This is a genomic window from Rahnella bonaserana (assembly GCF_019049675.1).
Taxonomy (GTDB): domain Bacteria; phylum Pseudomonadota; class Gammaproteobacteria; order Enterobacterales; family Enterobacteriaceae; genus Rahnella; species Rahnella bonaserana.
Map to the genome: position 1 here is coordinate 150,645 of NZ_JAFMOW010000068.1, position 20,318 is coordinate 170,962.

The window sequence follows — 20,318 nt, forward strand, 5'->3', positions numbered from 1 at the left end:
ATCTGTGAGAACTTTCACAGTTTATTAACATCGAGCACATTATGATTCATTCGTTTTCAATATGATTCAATTTGGGTCCGCCTGGCGGACTTGTTTCACAGCGAGTCAGGACGTTATAAGTCAAGGATGGCAGGCACCCGCGAACATAGCGTGGAACTGTACTGCTCCCGCATGGATTTCCGGTGCCAAATTCTGTAACACCCTACATAACCGGAGATACAAATGAATAAGAAGGTCTTCACCCTGGCGACTCTGGCTGCAAGCATGATGTTTGGTTTTGCCGCGCATGCTGCTGATACTAAAATCGGCGTCACTATCTATAAATATGATGACAACTTCATGTCCGAAGTTCGCAAAGCCATCGAGAAAGACGCAAAAGCTTCTCCAGATGTGCAACTGCTGATGAATGACTCGCAAAACAGCCAGTCCACCCAGAATGACCAGGTTGACGTTATGCTGGCGAAGGGTGTTAAAGCGTTGGCCATCAACCTGGTTGACCCGGCTGCTGCCCCGGTAATCATTGAGAAAGCCCGCGGTGCTGGCATTCCTGTCGTTTTCTATAACAAAGAACCTTCCCGTAAAGATTTAGACAGCTACGACAAAGCGTATTACGTCGGGACTGACTCTAAAGAATCCGGCGTTATCCAGGGTGAGCTGATTGCTAAACACTGGAAAGCTAACCCGGCCTGGGATCTGAACAAAGACGGCACCATCCAGTATGTGCTGATCAAAGGCGAACCTGGCCACCCGGATGCTGAAGCGCGTACCAAATACGTGATCAGCACCCTGAATGGCAAAGAAGGCCTGAAAACTGATCAGCTGCAACTCGACACCGCCATGTGGGATACCGCTCAGGCGAAAGACAAAATGGACGCATGGTTGTCCGGTCCTAATGCTAATAAAATCGAAGTGGTTATCGCCAACAACGACGCAATGGCTATGGGCGCTGTAGAAGCACTGAAATCTCATAACAAATCCAGCATTCCGGTCTTCGGTGTGGATGCGTTGCCAGAAGCGCTGGCACTGGTTAAATCTGGCGCAATGGCCGGTACCGTGCTGAACGATGCAAGCAACCAGGCTAAAGCAACATTTGAGCTGGCTAAAAATCTGGCTGCAGGCAAATCCGCAGCGGATGGCACCAACTGGAAAGTTGAAAATAAAGTCGTTCGTATTCCTTACGTGGCTGTAGATAAAGATAATCTGTCTACTTTCACGAAATAAGACTGACTTTTAGTTTTATGTAGTAAGCATCAAGACTGACAGACAGCAATAAAGAAAAACAAAGCTAAGCAGTGGCAATTAATATGGCGGTTAAGCCGTAAAAATAGTAAGTGTTATACCCAAAATAAGTATGAAGGGTATTGAGACGTTAATGCTTGTCTGACAGGACGTCATGCCATGATGCAGCCGGTAAGTTCGCTTACCGGCTGCATTACTGACATCAGGTATTAATACATCCGTTTATTTTTATCTTTAGCCAGGTACAACTATGGCCGATATTTCGTTATCTGACACAAAAACAGAAAAGCCAGGTGAATTCCTGCTGGAAATGAGCGGCATTAATAAATCATTCCCAGGCGTTAAGGCGTTAGATAATGTGAATTTAAAAGTGCGTCCGCATTCCATCCATGCCTTAATGGGTGAAAATGGCGCGGGTAAATCCACATTATTAAAATGTCTGTTCGGAATTTACAGCAAAGACTCCGGTACGATTCTTTTTCAGGGACAGGAAGTTAATTTTAAAAGCTCCAAAGAAGCGCTTGAGCAAGGTGTGTCGATGGTGCATCAGGAATTAAACCTGGTGTTACAACGTACCGTCATGGACAACATGTGGCTGGGACGTTATCCGACCAAAGGCATTTTTGTCGATCAGGACAAAATGTACAAAGATACCAAAGCGATTTTTGATGAGCTGGATATTGATATCGACCCGCGCGATAAGGTCGGTAAATTATCTGTTTCCCAGATGCAGATGATCGAAATCGCCAAGGCGTTTTCCTACAATGCCAAAATCGTCATTATGGACGAACCGACATCTTCCCTGACGGAAAAGGAAGTGAACCACCTGTTCACGATTATCCGTAAGCTGAAAGATCGCGGCTGCGGCATTGTGTATATCTCTCATAAAATGGAAGAAATTTTCCAGCTGTGTGATGAAATCACCATCCTGCGTGACGGTCAGTGGATTGCCACTCAGTCGCTTGAAGGCCTCGACATGGACAGAATCATTTCCATGATGGTAGGCCGTTCACTCAGTCAGCGCTTCCCGGACCGGCAGAACGTCCCGGGTGAAGTGATCCTCGAAGTGCGGAATCTGACTTCACTGCGTCAGCCTTCGATCCGTGATATTTCCTTTGATTTGCACAAAGGGGAAATCCTCGGGATTGCCGGTCTGGTCGGTGCGAAACGTACAGACATCGTTGAAACATTATTTGGCATCCGTGAGAAAGTTTCCGGAACCATTAAATTGCACGGCAAAAAAATTAACAATCACAGCGCCAATGAAGCCATTAATCATGGTTTTGCGCTGGTGACTGAAGAGCGTCGTTCAACCGGTATTTATGCGTATCTGGATATCGGTTTTAACTCGCTGATTTCGAACATCCGTCAATATAAAAATAAAGCCGGATTGCTCGACACCGCGCGTATGAAAAGCGATACCCAGTGGGTTATCGACTCCATGCGCGTGAAAACACCAGGGCATAAAACCAGTATTGGCTCTTTGTCTGGCGGGAACCAGCAAAAAGTTATTATCGGGCGCTGGTTATTAACCAATCCTGAAATATTAATGCTGGATGAACCAACTCGTGGGATTGACGTTGGCGCTAAATTTGAAATTTACCAGTTAATCACCGAGTTGGCTAAAAAAGAGAAGGGGATCATTATTATCTCCTCTGAAATGCCTGAGTTGCTGGGTATTACTGACAGAATATTGGTTATGAGTAATGGACAGGTTGCGGGTATTGTTGAAACAAAAACGACTTCGCAGAATGAAATATTACGCCTGGCTTCCTTGCATCTCTAATTTTTAAGGGTTCTTATTATGAAAGCATTAAATAAGAAAAGTATGCTCACTTATTTAAAAGAGGGCGGGATTTATGTGGTACTGCTGGTCTTACTGGCCATTATCATCATCCAGGATCCGAGCTTCCTCAGTCTGGTGAACTTAAGTAACATTCTTACGCAATCTTCAGTACGCGTTATCATCGCGCTCGGGGTGGCGGGTCTGATTGTCACACAAGGTACCGACCTTTCTGCGGGTCGTCAGGTCGGTCTGGCAGCGGTCGTCGCGGCAACCATGTTGCAGGCGATGGATAACGTCAACAAAGTCTTCCCGCATCTGGAAGTCGTGCCGATCCCGCTGGTCATTCTGACCGTGTGTATCGTCGGTGCGCTGATCGGTTTGCTTAACGGTGTAATTATTGCCTACCTGAACGTGACGCCGTTTATCACCACGCTGGGTACCATGATTATCGTTTACGGGATTAACTCCCTGTATTACGACTATGTGGGCTCCTCACCGATTGCCGGTTTCGATCCGGCGTTCTCGAAGTTCGCACAGGGCTTTATCCATCTGGGCGGTCTGAAGCTCTCCTACATCACCTTCTATGCGGTCATTGCTATCGCCTTCGTCTGGGTGCTGTGGAACAAAACGCGCTTCGGTAAAAACATCTTCGCAATCGGCGGTAACCCGGAAGCCGCGAAAGTTTCAGGCGTTAACGTACCTTTAAACCTGATCATGATTTATGCACTCTCTGGTGTGTTCTATGCCTTCGGTGGTTTGCTGGAAGCAGGGCGTATCGGCAGTGCGACCAACAACCTCGGCTTTATGTACGAACTCGATGCCATCGCTGCCTGCGTGGTCGGCGGCGTGTCATTCGCCGGTGGTGTGGGTTCTGTGGCAGGTGTGGTAACCGGTGTACTGATTTTCACCGTCATCAACTACGGTCTGACTTACATCGGTGTGAACCCTTACTGGCAGTACATCATCAAAGGCAGCATCATCATCTTCGCGGTGGCGCTGGACTCTTTGAAATACGCCAAGAAAAAATAAGCTATCAGGTAGTAAAAACAAAAGGCCGCTTATGCGGCCTTTTTGCTGTCGTGAAGAAGGGCTGGTCTTTGCTACTTGCCTTCGCAGGGGGGGGAGCAGTCCGGTTCTCACTGCCGGAATGGATTTCTGCCCACCGGTTTCGGCGGTTCAGGTTGCGGGGCAGGTTCGGTATCCTCAGTTTCAGCCTGAGCAGCTTCATTGGCTTCCTGCTCGGCTTTAAGTTTTGCCGCTTGTTCTGCGGCAGCTTTGTCCGCGGCGGCTTTATCTGCTGCTGCCTTGTCAGCCGCAGCTTTGGCGAGAGCGGCTTTCTTCTCGGCTTCCAGTTGCTGCTGTAACGCCAGCAGTTGTTCCGGTGTTACCGCCGGATAGCCCTGCGCATCATCAGGAATATTGTGTATCGCAGGGATCGGGATCAGCGGTCCGAGGAAACGGGGCTCGCGTTTAAGCAGATACAAATCGGTCAGCGCGCCCAGACGGGCGAAAATTTCACGGCTGCGTACACTGAGCATGTTTTTCGGCGAAGGCACGGCAAAACATTGCGCCTGAATGCCCATATGCAGCGCGATAAACAGCGCACGTTCGCAATGGAAACGCTGGGTGATGATGATGAAATCATTGGTGTCGAAGACTTTACGGGTGCGCACGATGGAGTCGAGCGTTCTGAATCCGGCGTAGTCGAGCACAATGTCACTGGCCGGGATACCGGCGGCAATCAGATCCCGCCGCATGGTGCTGGGCTCATTATAACTTTGCTGCGCATTGTCACCACTGAGCAGCAGGTATTTTACTTTGCCACTGTTGTAGGCATTAATCGCGCCCTGAATGCGGTACAGGTAATACTGGTTGATCACGCCGGTGCGGTAATATTTTGACGTACCGAGTACCACACCGACCTGACGATGCGGCAGGGTCTGCACTTCGTCATAAATGTAGGGCTGGGTGCGTAAGCTGATCCACTGATCAAGCCCAATAGCGACTGCCAGCATCAGAACAATGATGCCGAAAACGCCAGCTATAAGTCGCTTAATCATAGGTATCCCTGTTATGACCAGATGGAAATCGGATCCAAGGCTACTTTACCTCTTCGGGGTTCGCAATACGTTGGACTCTGCAACGACCGGCTTCGCGGGTTTTTTCAGCACTTTTCAGGTAATTACTTTCGAATTTGCGTAATGCGCTGCAATTTAGCCGAAAAAAAAGACCAATGCGCGAGGCATTGGTCTGGATCATGGCCGGTCAGCTTTTGACGCAAACGCTATCAGAAAGAGGTGCGTTTATAGCTGCGGTATTGCGGGGCCCAGAAGTTGTGTTCAATCGCTTTGGACAAAGTATCTTCCGACGTCACCATCGCCACACCCTGCAATTGTGCAGCTTTACCGACTTCCAGCGCGATGCATTTAGACACACCCTGAATATCGTCGACGTCCGGCAGCAGGGAACCTTTACCTTCAGTGGCCAGCGGAGAACATTCTGCCAGAGTGCGGCTTGCAGCCATCAGCATACCGTCAGTCACACGTGTCGCGCCTGAGGCAATCACACCCAGACCGATGCCAGGGAAGATGAAGGAGTTGTTGCACTGGGCAATCGGGTAGATCTGACCTTTGTAGCTCACCGGTGCAAACGGGCTGCCGGTAGCGACCAGCGCGGCACCATCAGTCCAGTTCAGAATGTCGGCAGGCGTGGCTTCCACGCGCGATGTCGGGTTGCTCAGCGGCATCACCACCGGACGCGCACAATGCTTATGCATTTCGCGGATAATTTCTTCGGTGAACAGACCCGGCTGGCCGGATACGCCGATAAGCACCGTTGGCCTTGCGTTACGCACGACATCCAGCAATGAAATACTGTCATTCGCCATGCCCCAGTTTGTCAGTGCGCTGCTTTTCTGCACCAGTTTGCTCTGGAAATTCAGCAGGTTTGGCAGTTTGTCGGTCAGCAAACCAAAGCGGTCAACCATGAAGACTTTCGCGCGGGCTTCTTCTTCGCTCAGGCCTTCTGATTTCATCTGTGCAACGATTTGCTCGGCGATACCACAACCGGCAGAGCCCGCACCGAGGAAGGCGACAGTCTGGTCACTCAGTTTGCCCCCGGCGGCCTTGCTGGCGGCAATCAGGCTGCCCAGTGCGACTGACGCGGTGCCCTGAATATCATCATTAAAGCAGCACAGCTCATCACGGTAACGTTCAAGGATCGGCATGGCGTTCTTCTGCGCGAAATCTTCAAACTGCAACAATACGTTTGGCCAGCGGATTTTTACTGCCTGAATGAACTGATCGACGAAGGCTTCGTACTCTTCGCCGGTAATGCGCGGATGACGCCAGCCCATATACAGCGGATCATTGAGCAGTTGCGGATTGTTTGTTCCCGCATCGAGCACTACCGGCAGGGTGTAAGCCGGGCTGATGCCGCCGCAGGCGGTGTAAAGAGACAGCTTACCAATCGGAATACCCATCCCGCCGATGCCCTGATCACCCAGGCCAAGAATGCGTTCACCGTCAGTCACTACCACAACTTTTACGTGTTGTTTGGTGGCGTTTTGCAGCATGTCATCGATGTGAGCGCGGTTCGGATAAGAGATAAACAGGCCACGTGCGCGGCGGTAAATATCAGAAAAGTGTTCGCAGGCTTCGCCGACGGTCGGGGTATAAATCACCGGCATCATTTCACTGAGATGGCTGTCGAGAAGGCGGTAGAACAGCGTCTCGTTGGTGTCCTGAATGTTTCTCAGATAGATGTGTTTATCGATGTCGGTTTTGAAATTCTGAAACTGGCGGTAGGCGCGGTCGGCTTGTTCCTCGATAGTTTCCACCGCTTCCGGGAGCAACCCGTGGAGGTTGAAATTGCTGCGTTCTTCTTCGGTGAACGCACTGCCTTTATTGAGCAGCGGGAATTCTAACAGGATCGGGCCAGCGTGAGGGATGTACAGGGGACGTTTACTTTCGTATTCAAGTTCCATCGTTTTACTCTTCCGGTATTCAGAATGTTGTTTTTTATATTTCGGAGCGGTGAGGGTAACAGAGAGGAAATAAGGATTTCAAATGACAAATGTAATGACAATGTTATGTAACTAAAGACTCCGGAAATGGAGTCTTTAGTGTTAACCCGCTCACACTATCTGCAGGTCAGCGTGGTGACATCCTGACAGCCCAGGGCTTTCAAGGTGGCGCGGGTGGCATCGTTTTGGATGATCAGCGCCTCTTTTTGCTCAACCAGCACCGCGCGGCGAACGTTCAGGCAATCTTCTCCTGACATATTTAGTAAGATTAATGCGGCCTGTAACGGAGGCAGGCTTGGGTTAAACGCGGCGTTTTCTGCGTAGCGGCCAGCAAACTGTTTGCCGGTGGATGTTTCCAGTGCCACACCGCTGTGCGATTTGCTGTAAGGCGCATGACTCTGGTTACAGGCATCAAGCGCAAGCAGCGCCAGCGGGTCAGCCGTATCTATTTTGAAACCGTGATCGACTTTATCCATCAGCAGGGTGGTGATATCCAGATCCTTCGGCCCGAATGAATGGGGCAGATAATCACCCAGTGTTGCGACGTCTCTGTCCGGCAAATGAATATTCAGCGCCGTTCCGCTGGTCAGCTCATTCATAAACTGACGGCAGTGACCGCAAGGGGTGTAGTTCACGGTGATAGAAGCCAGACGGGTTTCGCCACGCAGCCAGGCGTGGGTGACTGCGGATTGCTCGGCGTGAACCGTTTGCTGCATCGGCGCACCGGCGAATTCCATATTGGCACCGAAATACAGATTGCCGGAAATCCCGCGGGCAATTGCGCCGACGTGGAAATGAGAAATTGGCGTGACGGAACAGGCGGCGGCCAGCGGCAGTAAAGCAAAGGCCAGCGCATCGTCATTTAATCCTGTCGCTTGTTTTATCTCTGCAACATCCGCCGCAGAGAACATTGCCGGAAAGTCGTCATGTCGCAGAAATGGCTCAAGTGCAGAGGATAAATTTTCAGGGAGTGCCGCGAAGGCGGTATGAAAACGTGCGTGCATAAACATTCGATCTCGACAGTGATTACGGTTGAACAGTTTAAAAGTCATTCCATGAATGTAGTGTGATGAATGTCACTTTTTCGATGTAATAAGTTGTGACTCATTACATTTTTGAGAGATGTCACGCAGAACAGTCGCCTTTTTAGTCCGTTCCCCAAAATCTTTCGAGCTGGATCCCGGCGGCAACTGAGTGAGCCCCGGGAGCATACATCAGTATGTGACCGCGCCGAGTAACGCGGCCAACGCAGAGTCAGCCCGAAGGATGACGGGGAATCAGTGGGACGGGAACCACTTGTCATTGATCTTCTGGAATTCACCGTTGGCTTTGATGCCCTCGAGCGCTGTGTTCAGTTTCGCCAGCAATTCCTTATTATCAGGACGCACCGCCATACCGACGCCGGTACCGAAGTATTGCGGATCTTTAATCAGTTCGCCCACTTCACCCAGATTTGGATTGGATTTCAGCCAGCCATTCAGCACGGCGGTGTCGCCTAACAGGCCGTCCAGACGACCACTTTTCAGATCCAGAATCGCATTCTGATAGCTGTCATAACCGACGGTGGTGATTTCAGGATGTTTTTCCATCAGGTATTTCTGGTGAGTGGTGCCATTTTCCAGCCCGACACGTTTGCCTTTCAGGTCAGCAATGGACGCGAACTTGCCTTTTGGCCCGATAATCATCGCGGTATTGGCGTAGTAAGGCTGGGTAAAAGTGACCTGCTTGCTGCGCTCTTCGGTAATGTCCATCCCGGAAATAATGACATCGAAACGGCGGAATTTGAGCGCCGGGATCAGACCATCAAACGGCTGATTGGTAAAAGTACAGGTTTCCTGCATTTGCTTACACAGCGCATTCGCCAGATCGATATCAAAACCAATAATCTGATTATCAGCACCGATCGATTCAAACGGCGGATAGGTGGCGGAAGTACCGAAACGAATAGTATCCGCAGCGGTGGCTGCAAAAGCAGTGGCAGACAAAAGGGCAGCGAGGATCAGCTTTTTCATGCAATACATTCCTGTTCAAAAAATGACATTCCCTTCACGGTACAGTTTACTGATTTTATTAAAATAATCGGGTAACTGGCAGGAAGTGAGACCGGTAATTAAGGTGCCATTAAATGAATTTATATGCAATAAATTCGATTAAAAAATTATAAAATGAAATAAGGCCGCTTTTACGCGCACAAAAAAAGGGACGATTTCTCGTCCCTTCATATGTTTTCTGCTTAATCAGTTGCGGCGTTCAAACGCCAGTGCACGGCGTTCAATCAGACGCATCATCAGGGTCAGTAATCCGTTCACGCACAGATACACCACACCGGCGGCACCAAAGACCATCACGTCATACGTGCGCCCATACATCAGCTGACTGTGACCCATAACATCCATCAGCGTGATGGTGTAGGCCAGCGAGGTACTTTTAAAGACCAGCACCACTTCGTTGGAATACGACGACAGTGCGCGTTTAAAGGCGTACGGCAGCAGAATGCGCAGGGTTTGCGGTTTTGACATACCCAGCGCTTCGCAAGATTGCCACTGACCGGAAGGAATAGCGCGCACCGCGCCGGTAAACAGCTGCGTGGTATAGGCCGCGCTGTTCAGCGCCAGCGCAAACATCGCGCAAAGCCATGGCTGTGAGAGCACTTCCCATAACCACGGAATTTCACGGATCGAAGGAAACTGACCCGGACCGTAGTAAATCAGGAAGATTTGCACCAGCAACGGCGTACCGGTGAACAGCGTGATGTAACCCTTTACAATCTGGCTGGCTACCGGCACTTTCAGCGTCAGAATGACGGTGAAAATCATCGCCAGCAGCAGCGCCACAATCAGCGCCGCCACGGTCAGCGTCAGGCTGGTGTGCAATCCTTTGAGGACTTCAGGTAAATATTCCCACATCAGGAAGCACTCCGTTCAAAGCGGGTGGTACGCAGTTCGATGCGTTTAATCACGAACTGGCTGAACAGGGTGACAAGCAGATAAATGCAGGCCGCAATTACATACCAGGTAAACGGCTCCTGAGTACGGGTCGCGATGCTTTTGGTTTGCAGCATCAGGTCGTTCACGCTGATAAGCGACACCAGCGCGGTATCTTTCAGCAACACCAGCCACTGGTTGCTCAATCCCGGTAATGCATGACGCCACATTTGCGGCATGATCAGGCGAAAGAAAATTGCCGATTTTCTCATGCCCAGCACCTGACCGGATTCCCACTGACCTTGCGGCACGGCTTTCAGTGCGCCGCGTAAGGTCTGCGATGCATAAGCTGAATACAGCAGGGAAAGGGCGATCACGCCACACAGGAACGGGCTGACTTCAAAGTTCTCGATCGGCAGTTTTACCGGAATGGCGAACAGACCAAGATTGATGCTAAAGCCGTCGGCCAGCACCATCAGCAGCTGAGAAGAACCGAAATAGATGAACAGCACCACCAGAATTTCCGGCAGGCCGCGCAGCACGGTGACCCACGCGGTGCCCAGCCAGCTAAGTGGCTTCCACGGCGCGGATTCCCAGACAGCGAAGATCATCGCCAGCACCAGGCCGAGGATCAGCGCACAAACGGCAAGGCCGACGGTCATCCCGGCGGCGCTTGCTAAAGGTTGGAATTCAGTCATTGATAGGCAAACTTATTGCTGGAACCATTTTGAATACAGCGTTTTGTAAGTGCCGTCTGCTTTCACTTTTGCCAGAGCATCATTCAGTTTAGTCAGCAATTCAGTATTGTTCTGACGAACTGCAACACCCAGACCGGTACCGAAGTAGGTCGGATCAGTGATTTTATCACCGACAGCGGACAGGTTTTTGTTCTGTTTCAGCCATTCGTTCACCACTGCGGTATCACCAAATACGGCGTCCAGACGACCATTTTTCAGATCCAGAACGGCATTCTGATAGCTGTCGTATGGCACAGCAGTGATTTCCGGGTGCTTATCCATCAGGTATTTCTGATGGGTAGTCCCGTTTTGCATACCGACACGTTTACCTTTCAGCGCAGCAACGTCAGCGAACTGACCAGAATGCGCAATGAAGATAGCGGAGTTATCGTAGTAAGCGTTGGTGAAGGACACTTGTTTTTCACGCTCAGGAGTGATGTCCATACCTGAAATCACCGCGTCAAAACGGCGGAATTTCAGGCTTGGGATCAGACTGTCGAAGGCCTGGTTAGTAAAAGTACAGGTCGCCTGCATCTCTTTACACATTGCATTAGCCAGATCGACGTCGAAGCCCTGAATCTGATTGCTGGAGTCTACAAACTCAAACGGAGGATAAGACGCTTCCATCGCAAAACGGATGGTATCAGCAGCGCTGGCTGACAAGCTGACGGTAGCCAGAACCGCGGCAATTACTAATTTTTTCATCGCTAACTCCGTAGAAAACATCAATCAATGTATTGGTGAAAATACAGTTAATGGGAAAGATAGCTGGCAAACTCTTTGGTTTGCGGCTGGGCGAAAATGGAGGCATCACCCTGTTCGACGATACGGCCATTTTCCATGTACACCACGCGGCTGGCGGTTTTACGCGCCACTTCAACCTCATGGGTCACGATAACCTGGGTAATTCCGGTACCGGCCAGTTCGCGAATAATGCTGACGATCTGGGCAGTGATTTCCGGGTCCAGCGCCGCAGTGGGTTCATCAAACAGCAGAACCTGAGGCTCCATCATCAGCGCACGGGCAATCGCCACACGCTGTTGCTGGCCACCGGAAAGGTGCAGCGGAAAACGATCCGCGTAATCGGTCAGACGCAGACGGGTCAGCAATTTCTGAGCGCGTTGCATCGCGACATCTTTGGTCAGACCCAGAACACGCATTGGGGCTTCCAGTAAGTTGTCGAGCACGGTGCGGTGCGGCCACAGATTATATTGCTGGAACACCATTCCGACATTCTGACGCAGTTCGCGAACGGCTTTCTCGTCCGGTTTACGGGTGAAATCGAAGGTATTACCGGCGATTTGCAACGTACCTGAACGCGGCATTTCCAGCAGGTTCAGAACACGTAACAGGGAGCTTTTACCTGCACCACTTGGCCCGAGTAAAACCAAAGTCTCACCGGCGGGGCAGTTAAGCTGAATGTCAAAAAGCGCCTGATGCACGCCGTAGAAGCAGTTGATGCTGTTAAGTTGAATACTCATGCGCAAATAGTGAATAGCCATTGATGCCGCAGATGGTAACTTCCACAGCATAGTTATGCAACGATCGCGGCTTAAAAATTATGTGTTGCCGCAGGAAGGCTAAAGTCTAGCACAACATATTGTTAACTATCTGTGACGGGGGTGTTGGTCAATGACGTTATTCATCACTGACCAACCGTTTTCGCGTGGTTTTTTAGAAAGCTGAACGGGTTACTGGTGTTCTAAAACCTGGCGTAATGTTCCGCTGGAAGCAAAATCAAGATTCGCCATGTAGCGGACATCATCGACGGTCCAGCATTTGCCTTCGCGCACCATTAACACTTCATCTTTCCAGCTCGTGGATGCGCCTTTGTCTTTCTCATGCGTGAAGGTTACGCGCAGAGGAATGTTGCGGGCGTCAGTGTTCGGAATGGTAGAAGCGCTGTCTACGGAAGCGGACGTCGGGCCATCAAACAGGCTGGAGAAGATGTCGCCATCAACTGCGCCGGTACCGGCTTTTTCATTTGGTGTGGCGGCGATATCGACTTTAGGCTGTGACTGCGCTTTGAGTAACGCATTATACAACGCCGTGCTCAGGTAAGGCCGGTAAGCGGCAAGCTGGCTGGAGTTCGGTATACCGCTGCCACCTTGTTTGATGCGGAAATCATAGAATTGCTGAGCCACGCTGTCCGGGCCACCGTCAACGCACGGTGCGGTACGGCTGCCAATGTCCTTGTATGCAGGTTCGACCGTGGTGCAGGCATTTAACATGAATACCAACGGGATTGCGGCGACAAGAGTTTTCTTTTTCATTGTATTCCTTACTGAAAGATTGAACATTTTCACCATGACTTTCTTTACCATACAGTATAAAACCGATTTGGCTTAATGCATGGCGAAGAGAAAATCAGTCACCGGCTGATACCCCGATCCCGCACGCATGGTTTATGCTGTAAATGAAATTAATGGCAGGCTTTGGACGACAACTGATAAGGAATACTCATGCAAGTTTCAACCACTCCGACCCTCGAAGGTTTCACTATCGCTGAATACTGTGGCGTAGTGACGGGCGAGGCGATTTTAGGCGCGAATATTTTCCGCGATTTCTTCGCCGGTGTGCGCGATATCGTCGGCGGGCGTTCAGGCGCGTATGAAAAAGAGCTGCGTAAGGCGCGTGAAATTGCCTTCCGTGAACTGGAAGAACAGGCGAAAGAGCGCGGCGCTAACGCGGTTGTCGGTATTGATATCGATTATGAAACCGTGGGCAAAGACAGCAGCATGCTGATGGTGAGCGTCTCCGGTACGGCTGTCATTGTGCATCGCAAATGATCGGCCAGTGTATCAGGCGTGGTCTGTTAACCGCCGCTTTACTGATGCTCGCCGGTTGTCAGCACGCCAGCCAACAGCCGGACGATGCAACGTTCCGGCTGGAAACTACGCGACAGGCGCAGGGTGCGGATCAGCGGATCCGCTTTCTGGTCATCCACTACACTGCTGAAGATTTCCACAACGCATTAACTACGCTAACCGATGAGCACGTCAGCGCGCATTACCTTATTCCGGCACAACCGCCGCTGGAAGAGGGTAAACCGGTAGCATGGCAACTGGTGCCGGAAAACATGCGTGCCTGGCACGCGGGGGCCAGCGGCTGGCGCGGGCGTACCAATCTGAACGATACGTCGGTGGGTATTGAGCTGGAGAACAAAGGCTACAGCCATTATTTGCTCGGCAAAAAGTTCTATCCGTTCCCGCCCGCGCAAATTGATTTGCTGGCAAATCTGAGCAAAGAGATTGTCGCGCGCTATCAGATTGAGCCGCGCAATGTGCTGGGGCACAGTGATATTGCGCCGCAGCGCAAGGACGATCCGGGGCCGTTGTTCCCGTGGCAGGAAATGGCGAAGCGCGGCGTGGGCGCCTGGCCAGATGCGAATTTAGTGAAGCAGTATATGGCGGGTCGCAATCCGCAACAGCCGGTGGATCAGGCGCATTTACTGGCGTTGCTGAAAGCCTACGGATATACGGTGGATGAAAATATGACACCGCAGCAACAAAAGCGGGTGATTGCGGCGTTCCAGATGCATTTCAGGCAGAGTGATTATCGCGGGAATGCAGATGCTCAGACCGAAGCCATTGCGCAGGCGTTGTTGCAGCAGTTCCCGGATTCAAATAGCTGATCAGCGCGGCTGACCTTTGCGGTCAGCCGCACGTGTGTTAGTCACGTTTTGGCCCGATACCGTGCAGCCCCTGTAGTTTACCGTGATCGCGCAGCCAGTCGGCGGTGCGGATAATTCCCTGATCGAGCGATATCACCGGCACGTAGCCGAGCTCTTTCTGCGCGCGTCGGGTATCCAGCGTCAGGTCAAAATTCAGTTTAGCCACACTGTAATGCGTCAGTACCGGTTCTTTATGCGAGCTTTTACTGATGCGCTCCATGCCCCGTGCCATCATATCCAGCAGCGGATACGGCACCGAGCGGATGCGGTATTTGATATCCAGATTTTCCATCAGCTGTTTGACCAGCGTACGCAGCGGGCGAGGTTGCTGATTGGTGATATTGAATGCGCGGCCGGATTCTGTGGCTTGAGTTTGGGTCGCCAGCCACATCGCATGGACGGCGTTCTCCACATACGTCATGTCCACCAGCGCTTCACCGCCGCGCGGCAGCATCAGTGTTCCACCGTATTTCAGCATTTGCATCAGACGCGGTAACAGCACGTTATCGTGCGGACCGAAGATCCCTTGTGGCCGCAAAATAGTGAAATGGGTCTGCGGATTAGACAACGCCAGCGTGTGGATCACCTGCTCACCGGCGGCTTTACTGCGCGCAAAAGAGTTGGCGAAACGATGCGGACGGAAGTCTTCCTGAATATCCCGGTGATGATGGAAATCGAAATAGATGGCCGGCGATGAAATATGAACGAAGTTTTCCACGCCATAAGCCGCAGACCACTCGCCCAGACGCCGCGTCGCGCGCACATTCGCCAGTTCGAATTCCTGTTCGCTGCCCCACGGCGACATCAGTCCTGAACAGTGCCAGACAGTATCGATATCGGCCAGCAGCGCTTTTGCCTGCGAGGAGATAAGCGTGGTGAGATCGGCATGAATAAATTCTGCGCCCATTTTCTGCAAAAGTGAGCCCATAGCGGCATTACGGCCTGTCGCTCTGACTTTAATGCCTTTATTCCGCAGAAACTCGACAGCGTTACGCCCTAAACCGCTGCTCGCGCCGGTAACCAAAACCTTCATATACAGGCCAATGCCTTCATAAATAGAGAAAAATGTTTGCTGCGTCGGAGTTCTGGCACCCCAGAGCAATAAGGGTGCCATTCTTTCGTGAAATTGTGCGGGTTGCAATGAGAAAGGATGCAAGCTGTGTGCGAAAGCGGATTAATTAACCCTCTTTAGCGTCCGCAACGATCTTTCTGACGTGCCAGGCTGGCGATACGCTTTGCCATGCCACGAAAAATAAACTGATGAGCGGGCATCATACTGAACCAGTACAGCAGACCGCTGAAACCGGCAGGGTGCCACCACGCACGGACATCCAGACTGCGGCTTTCACCGTTATCGGTGATGGTGAAGGTCAGACGCCCTAAACCCGGGGCTTTCATGCCGAACAGCAACGCCAGTTCGCGCTGAGGTTTCAGTCCGATCACTTTCCAGCCATCAATTTTATCGCCAATTTTCAGGAAATCCCGATCCGGGCGACCGTATTTCACACCGCCGCCGAGTAAATCGTCAATACGTGCGCGGGTTTTCCACAATCCGTTGGCATAAAAATAGCCTTCCTGACCGCCAAGCTGCTGCACGATTTTCCATAGCGAGGCTTTTGATGCAGACGTTTCCAGTGTAAATCCGGCCTGCTTCGGGTAGTAACCATAACCGGGACGCCAGCGCGCGCGGGCATCCGGGTCATATCCCCAGTCCGGCGAATCCATGACCTGCTGTTGTTCCTGTGCAAGCGTGTTGCGGATCGCGTCATCAATTGCAATCAGGTTCTGCGGAATTAATCTTTGCAGCTCCGCGCTGTCGGCGGGCAGATCATGATTCAGCCCCTGAATCAGTGCCTTTGCGAGCGAGGTCGGCACCGACGTGATCAGACTGAGGAAATACACCGAAACGAAAGAGGTCGGCAGGGGAATGGGGATCAGCCAGCGGCGTTTTCCGCTCATGGCGATAAAGCGTTCAAACAGCGTCTGATAGCTGATGTACTCCGGCCCGGCGGCTTCCAGAATAAGATTCTCAGTGGCCGGTAACGTCACCAGCCCCTGTAAATAATTGAGCAGGTTTTCCAGCGCAACCGGTGAGGATTTCGAGCGCACCCAGCGTGGCGGTGTCAGTACCGGCAGGTTATAGACCATGTCCCGCATCACTTCGAACGCCGCTGAACCCGCGCCAATGACAATGCCGGTGCGCAGTTCGGTCACCGGAATATTGCTCATGCGCAGCAAATCACCGGTCAGTTTTCTGGCCTGTAGATGCGGGGAATGATTGTCTTCCGGCTGCATCGATCCGAGATAAACGATGTGCTTTATCTGAGAATCTTTCAGTGCCAGCAAAGTATGCTGCGCGGCCTGCCGTTCTTTCTCCAGCAGGTCATCATCTTCCGTCATGGCGTGAACCAGATACACCAGCACGTCAGCGCCTTCAAAGGCGGCAGCCAGCGTTTTACTCTGATAAACATCAGCAAAGCAGCAGCGCACATGCGGCCACTTTTGCTGTTGCAGCCACTCTATCCGGCGCGCGGCTGCGGTAACCTGAAAACCATTCCGGCTCAGGTGTGCGGTAAGGTGTTGTCCGATATAGCCGCTGGCACCGAGAATGACGACCCGGCCAGTTTGTGTCGAGATTGGCATTTCCATTTGCTCAGTCAGTGTAGGGAGGGGATTCAGAAAGTACGGCGATAACCCGCAGGTTACCGCCGCAGACGTAACGGACTATCAGGCGTGCTGGTGCAGGAACTCCTGCCACAGTGCGACCACTTTTTGCAGGTCTTTGCGGCTGATATTAATGTGTGTCAGCACGCGGGTCACGGGACCTGCGCTGATGATCACACCACGTTCACGCATCCACGGGCCCATTTTCGCTGCCAGCTCCGGGCTTTGTTTGATGTAAAGCACGTTAGTTTGCGCGCCGGGTTCCGCGATTTCCACGCCGATTTTGCTCAGTTCTTCTGCCAGCCACTGCGCATTGTCATGGTCATCTTTCAGACGTGCGACGTTATTTTCCAGCGCATAAATCGCCGCTGCCGCCAGAATGCCCGACTGACGCATACCGCCGCCGGTCATTTTGCGCCAGCGGTTAGCTCGCTGGATATACTCTTTACTGCCGACCAGCAGAGATCCAATCGGCGCACCCAGACCTTTCGACAGGCAAATGGTCAGCGTGTCGCAATACTGTGTAATTTCACGCAGTTCAACGTTCTGCGCCACGGCCGCATTCATAATGCGCGCGCCGTCGATATGCAATGCGAGTCCTTTTTCGCGGGTGAACGCGTAGGCCTTTTGCAGATAATCCAGCGGAAGCACTTTGCCGCTGTGCGTATTTTCCAGGCTTAGCAGACGGGTGCGGGCGAAATGGATATCATCGGGTTTGATGGCTGCGGCAACTTTATCCAGCGGAATAGAACCGTCTGCGTCCATGTCCAGAGGCTGCGGCTGAATACTGCCGAGTACCGCTGCGCCGCCTGCTTCATACATATAGTTGTGGGCTTTCTGGCCGACAATATATTCTTCGCCACGCTGGCAATGCGTCAGTAACGCCACCAGATTGGCCTGCGTACCGGTCGGTAAAAACAGCGCGGCTTCTTTGCCGCATAGTTTTGCTGCCATATCCTGTAAAGCATTTACCGTTGGGTCATCGCCGTAGACATCATCGCCGACTTCAGCGCTGGCCATGGCCTGACGCATAGCTTCACTGGGGCGGGTTACGGTATCACTGCGTAAGTCGATCAACGTGGCTTCCTTCTGGGTGAATGCCCGTCATACTTCGAATTGCTGATGCGTTGACTGCGTTTACTCACCCCGGTCACTTGGTTATCTAAGCTCCCGGGGACTCGCAAACTTGTCGCCTTACTTCAATCCGGACTATTTAGGGCTGCATATGAGAGTTTGTCTAATCATGCACTATAGCCCTGTCAGGGTTATCGCAGCCAGTTGGTTTTTGCCAGATCAACCACTTCGTCGCCGCGGCCGCTGATCACTGCGCGCAGCATGTAGAGACTGAAGCCTTTTGCCTGCTCGAATTTAATCTGCGGTGGCATTGCCAGTTCTTCGGTGGCGGTGATCACATCAATCAGTACCGGCCCCTCATAGGCGAATGCATCCTGCAAGGCGGTGTCGATGTCAGACGCTTTCTCGACACGGATCCCTTTGATACCCGCGGCTTCGGCAATGGCAGCGAAATCCGGGTTTTTCAGCTCGGTGCCGTTAGTGAGATAACCGCCGGATTTCATTTCCATCGCTACAAAGCCCAGCACACTGTTGTTGAATATAATGATTTTCACCGGCAGTTTTTGCTGCGCCAGCGTCAGGAAATCGCCCATCAGCATGGCGAATCCGCCATCGCCGCACAGCGCAACAACCTGTCGCGAGCGGTCGATGGCCTGCGCGCCAATCGCCTGTGGCATGGCGTTGGCCATCGAACCGTGGTTGAAAGAACCGAGCAAACGGCGCTGACCGTTCATTTGCAGATAACGGCATGCCCACACGGTTGGCGTACCCACGTCGCAGGTGAAAATTGCATCGGCTGCAGCAAAACGGCTGATCTGCTGCGCCAGATACTGCGGGTGAATGGCCTGCTTGTCGTTCGGCGTCGCCAGACCGTCGAGATCTTTACGTGCCTCTGCGTAATGCTTCAGTGCTTTGTCGAGGAACTTGCGTTCGTTCTTCACTTGCAACTGTGGCAGAAGGGCGGTCAGGGTAGATTTGATGTCGCCGACCAGCGCCATATCCACATGACAATGCGCGCCGATGCTGCCCGGATTGATATCAATCTGAATGATTTTGGCATCTGTCGGATAAAACGCGCGATAAGGGAATTGTGTACCGAGCAGGATCAGCGTATCGGCATTGAGCATGGCGTGATAACCGGAAGAAAAACCGATCAGTCCGGTCATACCGACGCTGTACGGATTGTCCCACTCGATATGTTCTTTACCGCGCAGCGCATGGACGACCGGCGCTTTCAGGGTTTCAGCCAGCTTAATTACTTCGTCATGAGCACCCGCACAACCGCTGCCGCACATCATCGTAATATTCGTCGAACCATTCAGCAGTTCGGCCAGCTTTTCCAGTTCTGTCGGCTGTGGTGTGACTTTAGGCAGCACCGGCGGATACCAGCTGACTTTGGCGTCTTCCGGCGCAGGTTTCAGCGCCACATCCCCCGGCAGCACAATAACGGACACGCCACGGTTGAGGATGGCTTTGCGCATGGCAATCGCCAGCACCTGCGGCAACTGTTCAGGATTACTGATCAGCTCGCAGTAGTGGCTGCATTCGCGGAATAATTCGGTCGGATGGGTTTCCTGAAAATAGCCGCTGCCGATTTCGCTCGACGGAATATGTGCGGCAATCGCCACTACCGGAACGTGATTACGATGGCAGTCGAACAGGCCATTTATCAGATGCAGGTTGCCGGGCCCGCAGGAACCGGCGCACACCGCCAGTTCACCGGTGATTTGCGCTTCAGCACCGGCAGCAAATGCGGCGACTTCTTCATGACGCGTACCCAGCCATTCAATAGTTCCCATGCGGTTCAGGCTGTCGCTGAGCCCGTTCAGGGAATCGCCGGTGACGCCCCAGATCCTTTTTACACCTGCTGCTTCTAATGTTTTTGCTAAATAAGACGCTACGCTCTGCTTCATAGTCCCTCCGGTGCGCCCGTCGTCCTTCGAGCTGCCTCTGCGTTGGCTGCCTTCGCGAACCCCGGTCACACACTTATGTATGCTCCCGGCGATTCACTCAGTTGCCGCCTTGATCCCACTCGAATGATTTAGGGCTAATTTTCAAATAAGTGGATTAAGCATAGTCCACTGATTACATCCTTGAATGTTCAGCCTTAAACCATACAAAAATATGCGGGGGAGGGAGGTGAAGATTTGTAAATATGCCCGCGCAGACTGTAAAAAGTCATGTGCGGGCAGTGTGT

At 52.0% G+C, this 20,318-nt stretch carries 18 protein-coding genes; 5 read left to right on the forward strand and 13 right to left on the reverse strand.

Annotated features, from left to right (window positions below; translation table 11 throughout):
• The first annotated feature begins 222 nt into the window (after positions 1 to 222).
• The 3 genes from mglB (at position 223) to mglC (ending at position 4,054) form a co-directional block, all read left to right on the forward strand.
• Entirely contained in the window at positions 223 to 1,221 is a 999-nt protein-coding gene (mglB, locus tag J1778_RS22380) for a galactose/glucose ABC transporter substrate-binding protein MglB (protein ID WP_217175032.1), read from the forward strand.
• Between the two features lie 268 nt (positions 1,222 to 1,489).
• Positions 1,490 to 3,025 (forward strand): galactose/methyl galactoside ABC transporter ATP-binding protein MglA, encoded by a 1,536-nt coding sequence (gene mglA / locus J1778_RS22385; RefSeq protein ID WP_217175033.1) that lies wholly within the window; start codon positions 1,490 to 1,492, stop codon positions 3,023 to 3,025.
• 18 nt (positions 3,026 to 3,043) lie between these two features.
• Entirely contained in the window at positions 3,044 to 4,054 is a 1,011-nt protein-coding gene (gene mglC, locus J1778_RS22390; RefSeq protein WP_217175034.1) for a galactose/methyl galactoside ABC transporter permease MglC, read from the forward strand.
• Between the two features lie 107 nt (positions 4,055 to 4,161).
• On the opposite strand, the gene sanA is transcribed toward mglC, so the two are convergent.
• The 9 genes from sanA to J1778_RS22435 all read right to left on the reverse strand — a co-directional run bounded on the left by sanA (position 4,162) and on the right by J1778_RS22435 (position 12,983).
• Entirely contained in the window at positions 4,162 to 5,085 is a 924-nt protein-coding gene (gene sanA, locus J1778_RS22395; protein WP_217175035.1) for an outer membrane permeability protein SanA, read from the reverse strand.
• 227 nt (positions 5,086 to 5,312) lie between these two features.
• Positions 5,313 to 7,010 carry an NAD-dependent malic enzyme gene (locus J1778_RS22400; protein WP_217175036.1) on the reverse strand — a complete coding sequence of 566 codons (1,698 nt, stop codon included), beginning with the start codon at positions 7,008 to 7,010 and terminating at the stop codon, positions 5,313 to 5,315.
• 155 nt (positions 7,011 to 7,165) lie between these two features.
• Complete coding sequence (gene cdd, locus J1778_RS22405) at positions 7,166 to 8,053, reverse strand: cytidine deaminase (RefSeq protein WP_217175037.1); 888 nt, start codon at positions 8,051 to 8,053, stop codon at positions 7,166 to 7,168.
• Positions 8,054 to 8,326: 273 nt separating this feature from the next.
• Positions 8,327 to 9,061: an arginine ABC transporter substrate-binding protein gene (locus tag J1778_RS22410; protein WP_129638982.1), complete on the reverse strand. Its 735-nt coding sequence runs from the start codon at positions 9,059 to 9,061 to the stop codon at positions 8,327 to 8,329.
• A gap of 225 nt (positions 9,062 to 9,286) precedes the next feature.
• On the reverse strand, positions 9,287 to 9,955 hold the full coding sequence (artM, locus tag J1778_RS22415; RefSeq protein WP_013574752.1) for an arginine ABC transporter permease ArtM: 669 nt from the start codon (positions 9,953 to 9,955) through the stop codon (positions 9,287 to 9,289).
• Positions 9,955 to 10,671 (reverse strand): arginine ABC transporter permease ArtQ, encoded by a 717-nt coding sequence (gene artQ / locus J1778_RS22420; protein ID WP_217175038.1) that lies wholly within the window; start codon positions 10,669 to 10,671, stop codon positions 9,955 to 9,957. Before artQ ends, artM begins: the two co-directional genes overlap by 1 nt.
• Positions 10,672 to 10,683: 12 nt before the next feature.
• Positions 10,684 to 11,415: an arginine ABC transporter substrate-binding protein gene (artJ, locus tag J1778_RS22425; protein ID WP_217175039.1), complete on the reverse strand. Its 732-nt coding sequence runs from the start codon at positions 11,413 to 11,415 to the stop codon at positions 10,684 to 10,686.
• 47 nt (positions 11,416 to 11,462) lie between these two features.
• Positions 11,463 to 12,191, reverse strand: a complete 729-nt coding sequence (gene artP / locus J1778_RS22430; RefSeq protein ID WP_217175358.1) for an arginine ABC transporter ATP-binding protein ArtP — start codon at positions 12,189 to 12,191, stop codon at positions 11,463 to 11,465.
• A gap of 210 nt (positions 12,192 to 12,401) precedes the next feature.
• Entirely contained in the window at positions 12,402 to 12,983 is a 582-nt protein-coding gene (locus J1778_RS22435; protein WP_217175040.1) for a lipoprotein, read from the reverse strand.
• A gap of 189 nt (positions 12,984 to 13,172) precedes the next feature.
• Between J1778_RS22435 and J1778_RS22440 the strand changes: the two genes are divergently transcribed.
• Entirely contained in the window at positions 13,173 to 13,499 is a 327-nt protein-coding gene (locus J1778_RS22440; protein ID WP_112287284.1) for a heavy metal-binding domain-containing protein, read from the forward strand.
• Positions 13,496 to 14,344, forward strand: coding sequence for an N-acetylmuramoyl-L-alanine amidase (locus J1778_RS22445; RefSeq protein ID WP_238484855.1), 849 nt, complete (start codon positions 13,496 to 13,498; stop codon positions 14,342 to 14,344). The genes J1778_RS22440 and J1778_RS22445 overlap by 4 nt, the downstream gene beginning before the upstream one ends.
• 37 nt (positions 14,345 to 14,381) lie before the next feature.
• Here the strand turns inward: J1778_RS22445 and J1778_RS22450 are convergent, their stop codons facing one another.
• The 4 genes from J1778_RS22450 to poxB form a co-directional block, all read right to left on the reverse strand.
• Positions 14,382 to 15,416 carry an NAD-dependent epimerase/dehydratase family protein gene (locus J1778_RS22450; RefSeq protein ID WP_217175041.1) on the reverse strand — a complete coding sequence of 345 codons (1,035 nt, stop codon included), beginning with the start codon at positions 15,414 to 15,416 and terminating at the stop codon, positions 14,382 to 14,384.
• A 155-nt stretch (positions 15,417 to 15,571) separates the two neighbouring features.
• A complete protein-coding gene (locus J1778_RS22455; RefSeq protein WP_217175042.1) occupies positions 15,572 to 17,026 on the reverse strand; it encodes a DUF2867 domain-containing protein in 1,455 nt (484 codons plus the stop codon).
• 84 nt (positions 17,027 to 17,110) lie between these two features.
• A complete protein-coding gene (gene ltaE / locus J1778_RS22460; RefSeq protein ID WP_217175043.1) occupies positions 17,111 to 18,124 on the reverse strand; it encodes a low-specificity L-threonine aldolase in 1,014 nt (337 codons plus the stop codon).
• Between the two features lie 188 nt (positions 18,125 to 18,312).
• A complete protein-coding gene (gene poxB, locus J1778_RS22465) occupies positions 18,313 to 20,034 on the reverse strand; it encodes a ubiquinone-dependent pyruvate dehydrogenase (RefSeq protein ID WP_217175044.1) in 1,722 nt (573 codons plus the stop codon).
• Between the last annotated feature and the right edge of the window lie 284 nt (positions 20,035 to 20,318).

What these genes read in the sequence shown, in the direction of transcription:
- mglB (WP_217175032.1), top strand. Translation starts at nt 223, where the DNA reads ATGAATAAGAAGGTCTTCACCCTGGCGACTCTGGCTGCAAGCATGATG.
- mglA (WP_217175033.1), top strand. Translation starts at nt 1,490, where the DNA reads ATGGCCGATATTTCGTTATCTGACACAAAAACAGAAAAGCCAGGTGAA.
- mglC (WP_217175034.1), top strand. Translation starts at nt 3,044, where the DNA reads ATGAAAGCATTAAATAAGAAAAGTATGCTCACTTATTTAAAAGAGGGC.
- sanA (WP_217175035.1), bottom strand. Translation starts at nt 5,085, where the DNA reads ATGATTAAGCGACTTATAGCTGGCGTTTTCGGCATCATTGTTCTGATG.
- J1778_RS22400 (WP_217175036.1), bottom strand. Translation starts at nt 7,010, where the DNA reads ATGGAACTTGAATACGAAAGTAAACGTCCCCTGTACATCCCTCACGCT.
- cdd (WP_217175037.1), bottom strand. Translation starts at nt 8,053, where the DNA reads ATGCACGCACGTTTTCATACCGCCTTCGCGGCACTCCCTGAAAATTTA.
- J1778_RS22410 (WP_129638982.1), bottom strand. Translation starts at nt 9,061, where the DNA reads ATGAAAAAGCTGATCCTCGCTGCCCTTTTGTCTGCCACTGCTTTTGCA.
- artM (WP_013574752.1), bottom strand. Translation starts at nt 9,955, where the DNA reads ATGTGGGAATATTTACCTGAAGTCCTCAAAGGATTGCACACCAGCCTG.
- artQ (WP_217175038.1), bottom strand. Translation starts at nt 10,671, where the DNA reads ATGACTGAATTCCAACCTTTAGCAAGCGCCGCCGGGATGACCGTCGGC.
- artJ (WP_217175039.1), bottom strand. Translation starts at nt 11,415, where the DNA reads ATGAAAAAATTAGTAATTGCCGCGGTTCTGGCTACCGTCAGCTTGTCA.
- artP (WP_217175358.1), bottom strand. Translation starts at nt 12,191, where the DNA reads ATGAGTATTCAACTTAACAGCATCAACTGCTTCTACGGCGTGCATCAG.
- J1778_RS22435 (WP_217175040.1), bottom strand. Translation starts at nt 12,983, where the DNA reads ATGAAAAAGAAAACTCTTGTCGCCGCAATCCCGTTGGTATTCATGTTA.
- J1778_RS22440 (WP_112287284.1), top strand. Translation starts at nt 13,173, where the DNA reads ATGCAAGTTTCAACCACTCCGACCCTCGAAGGTTTCACTATCGCTGAA.
- J1778_RS22445 (WP_238484855.1), top strand. Translation starts at nt 13,496, where the DNA reads ATGATCGGCCAGTGTATCAGGCGTGGTCTGTTAACCGCCGCTTTACTG.
- J1778_RS22450 (WP_217175041.1), bottom strand. Translation starts at nt 15,416, where the DNA reads ATGAAGGTTTTGGTTACCGGCGCGAGCAGCGGTTTAGGGCGTAACGCT.
- J1778_RS22455 (WP_217175042.1), bottom strand. Translation starts at nt 17,026, where the DNA reads ATGCCAATCTCGACACAAACTGGCCGGGTCGTCATTCTCGGTGCCAGC.
- poxB (WP_217175044.1), bottom strand. Translation starts at nt 20,034, where the DNA reads ATGAAGCAGAGCGTAGCGTCTTATTTAGCAAAAACATTAGAAGCAGCA.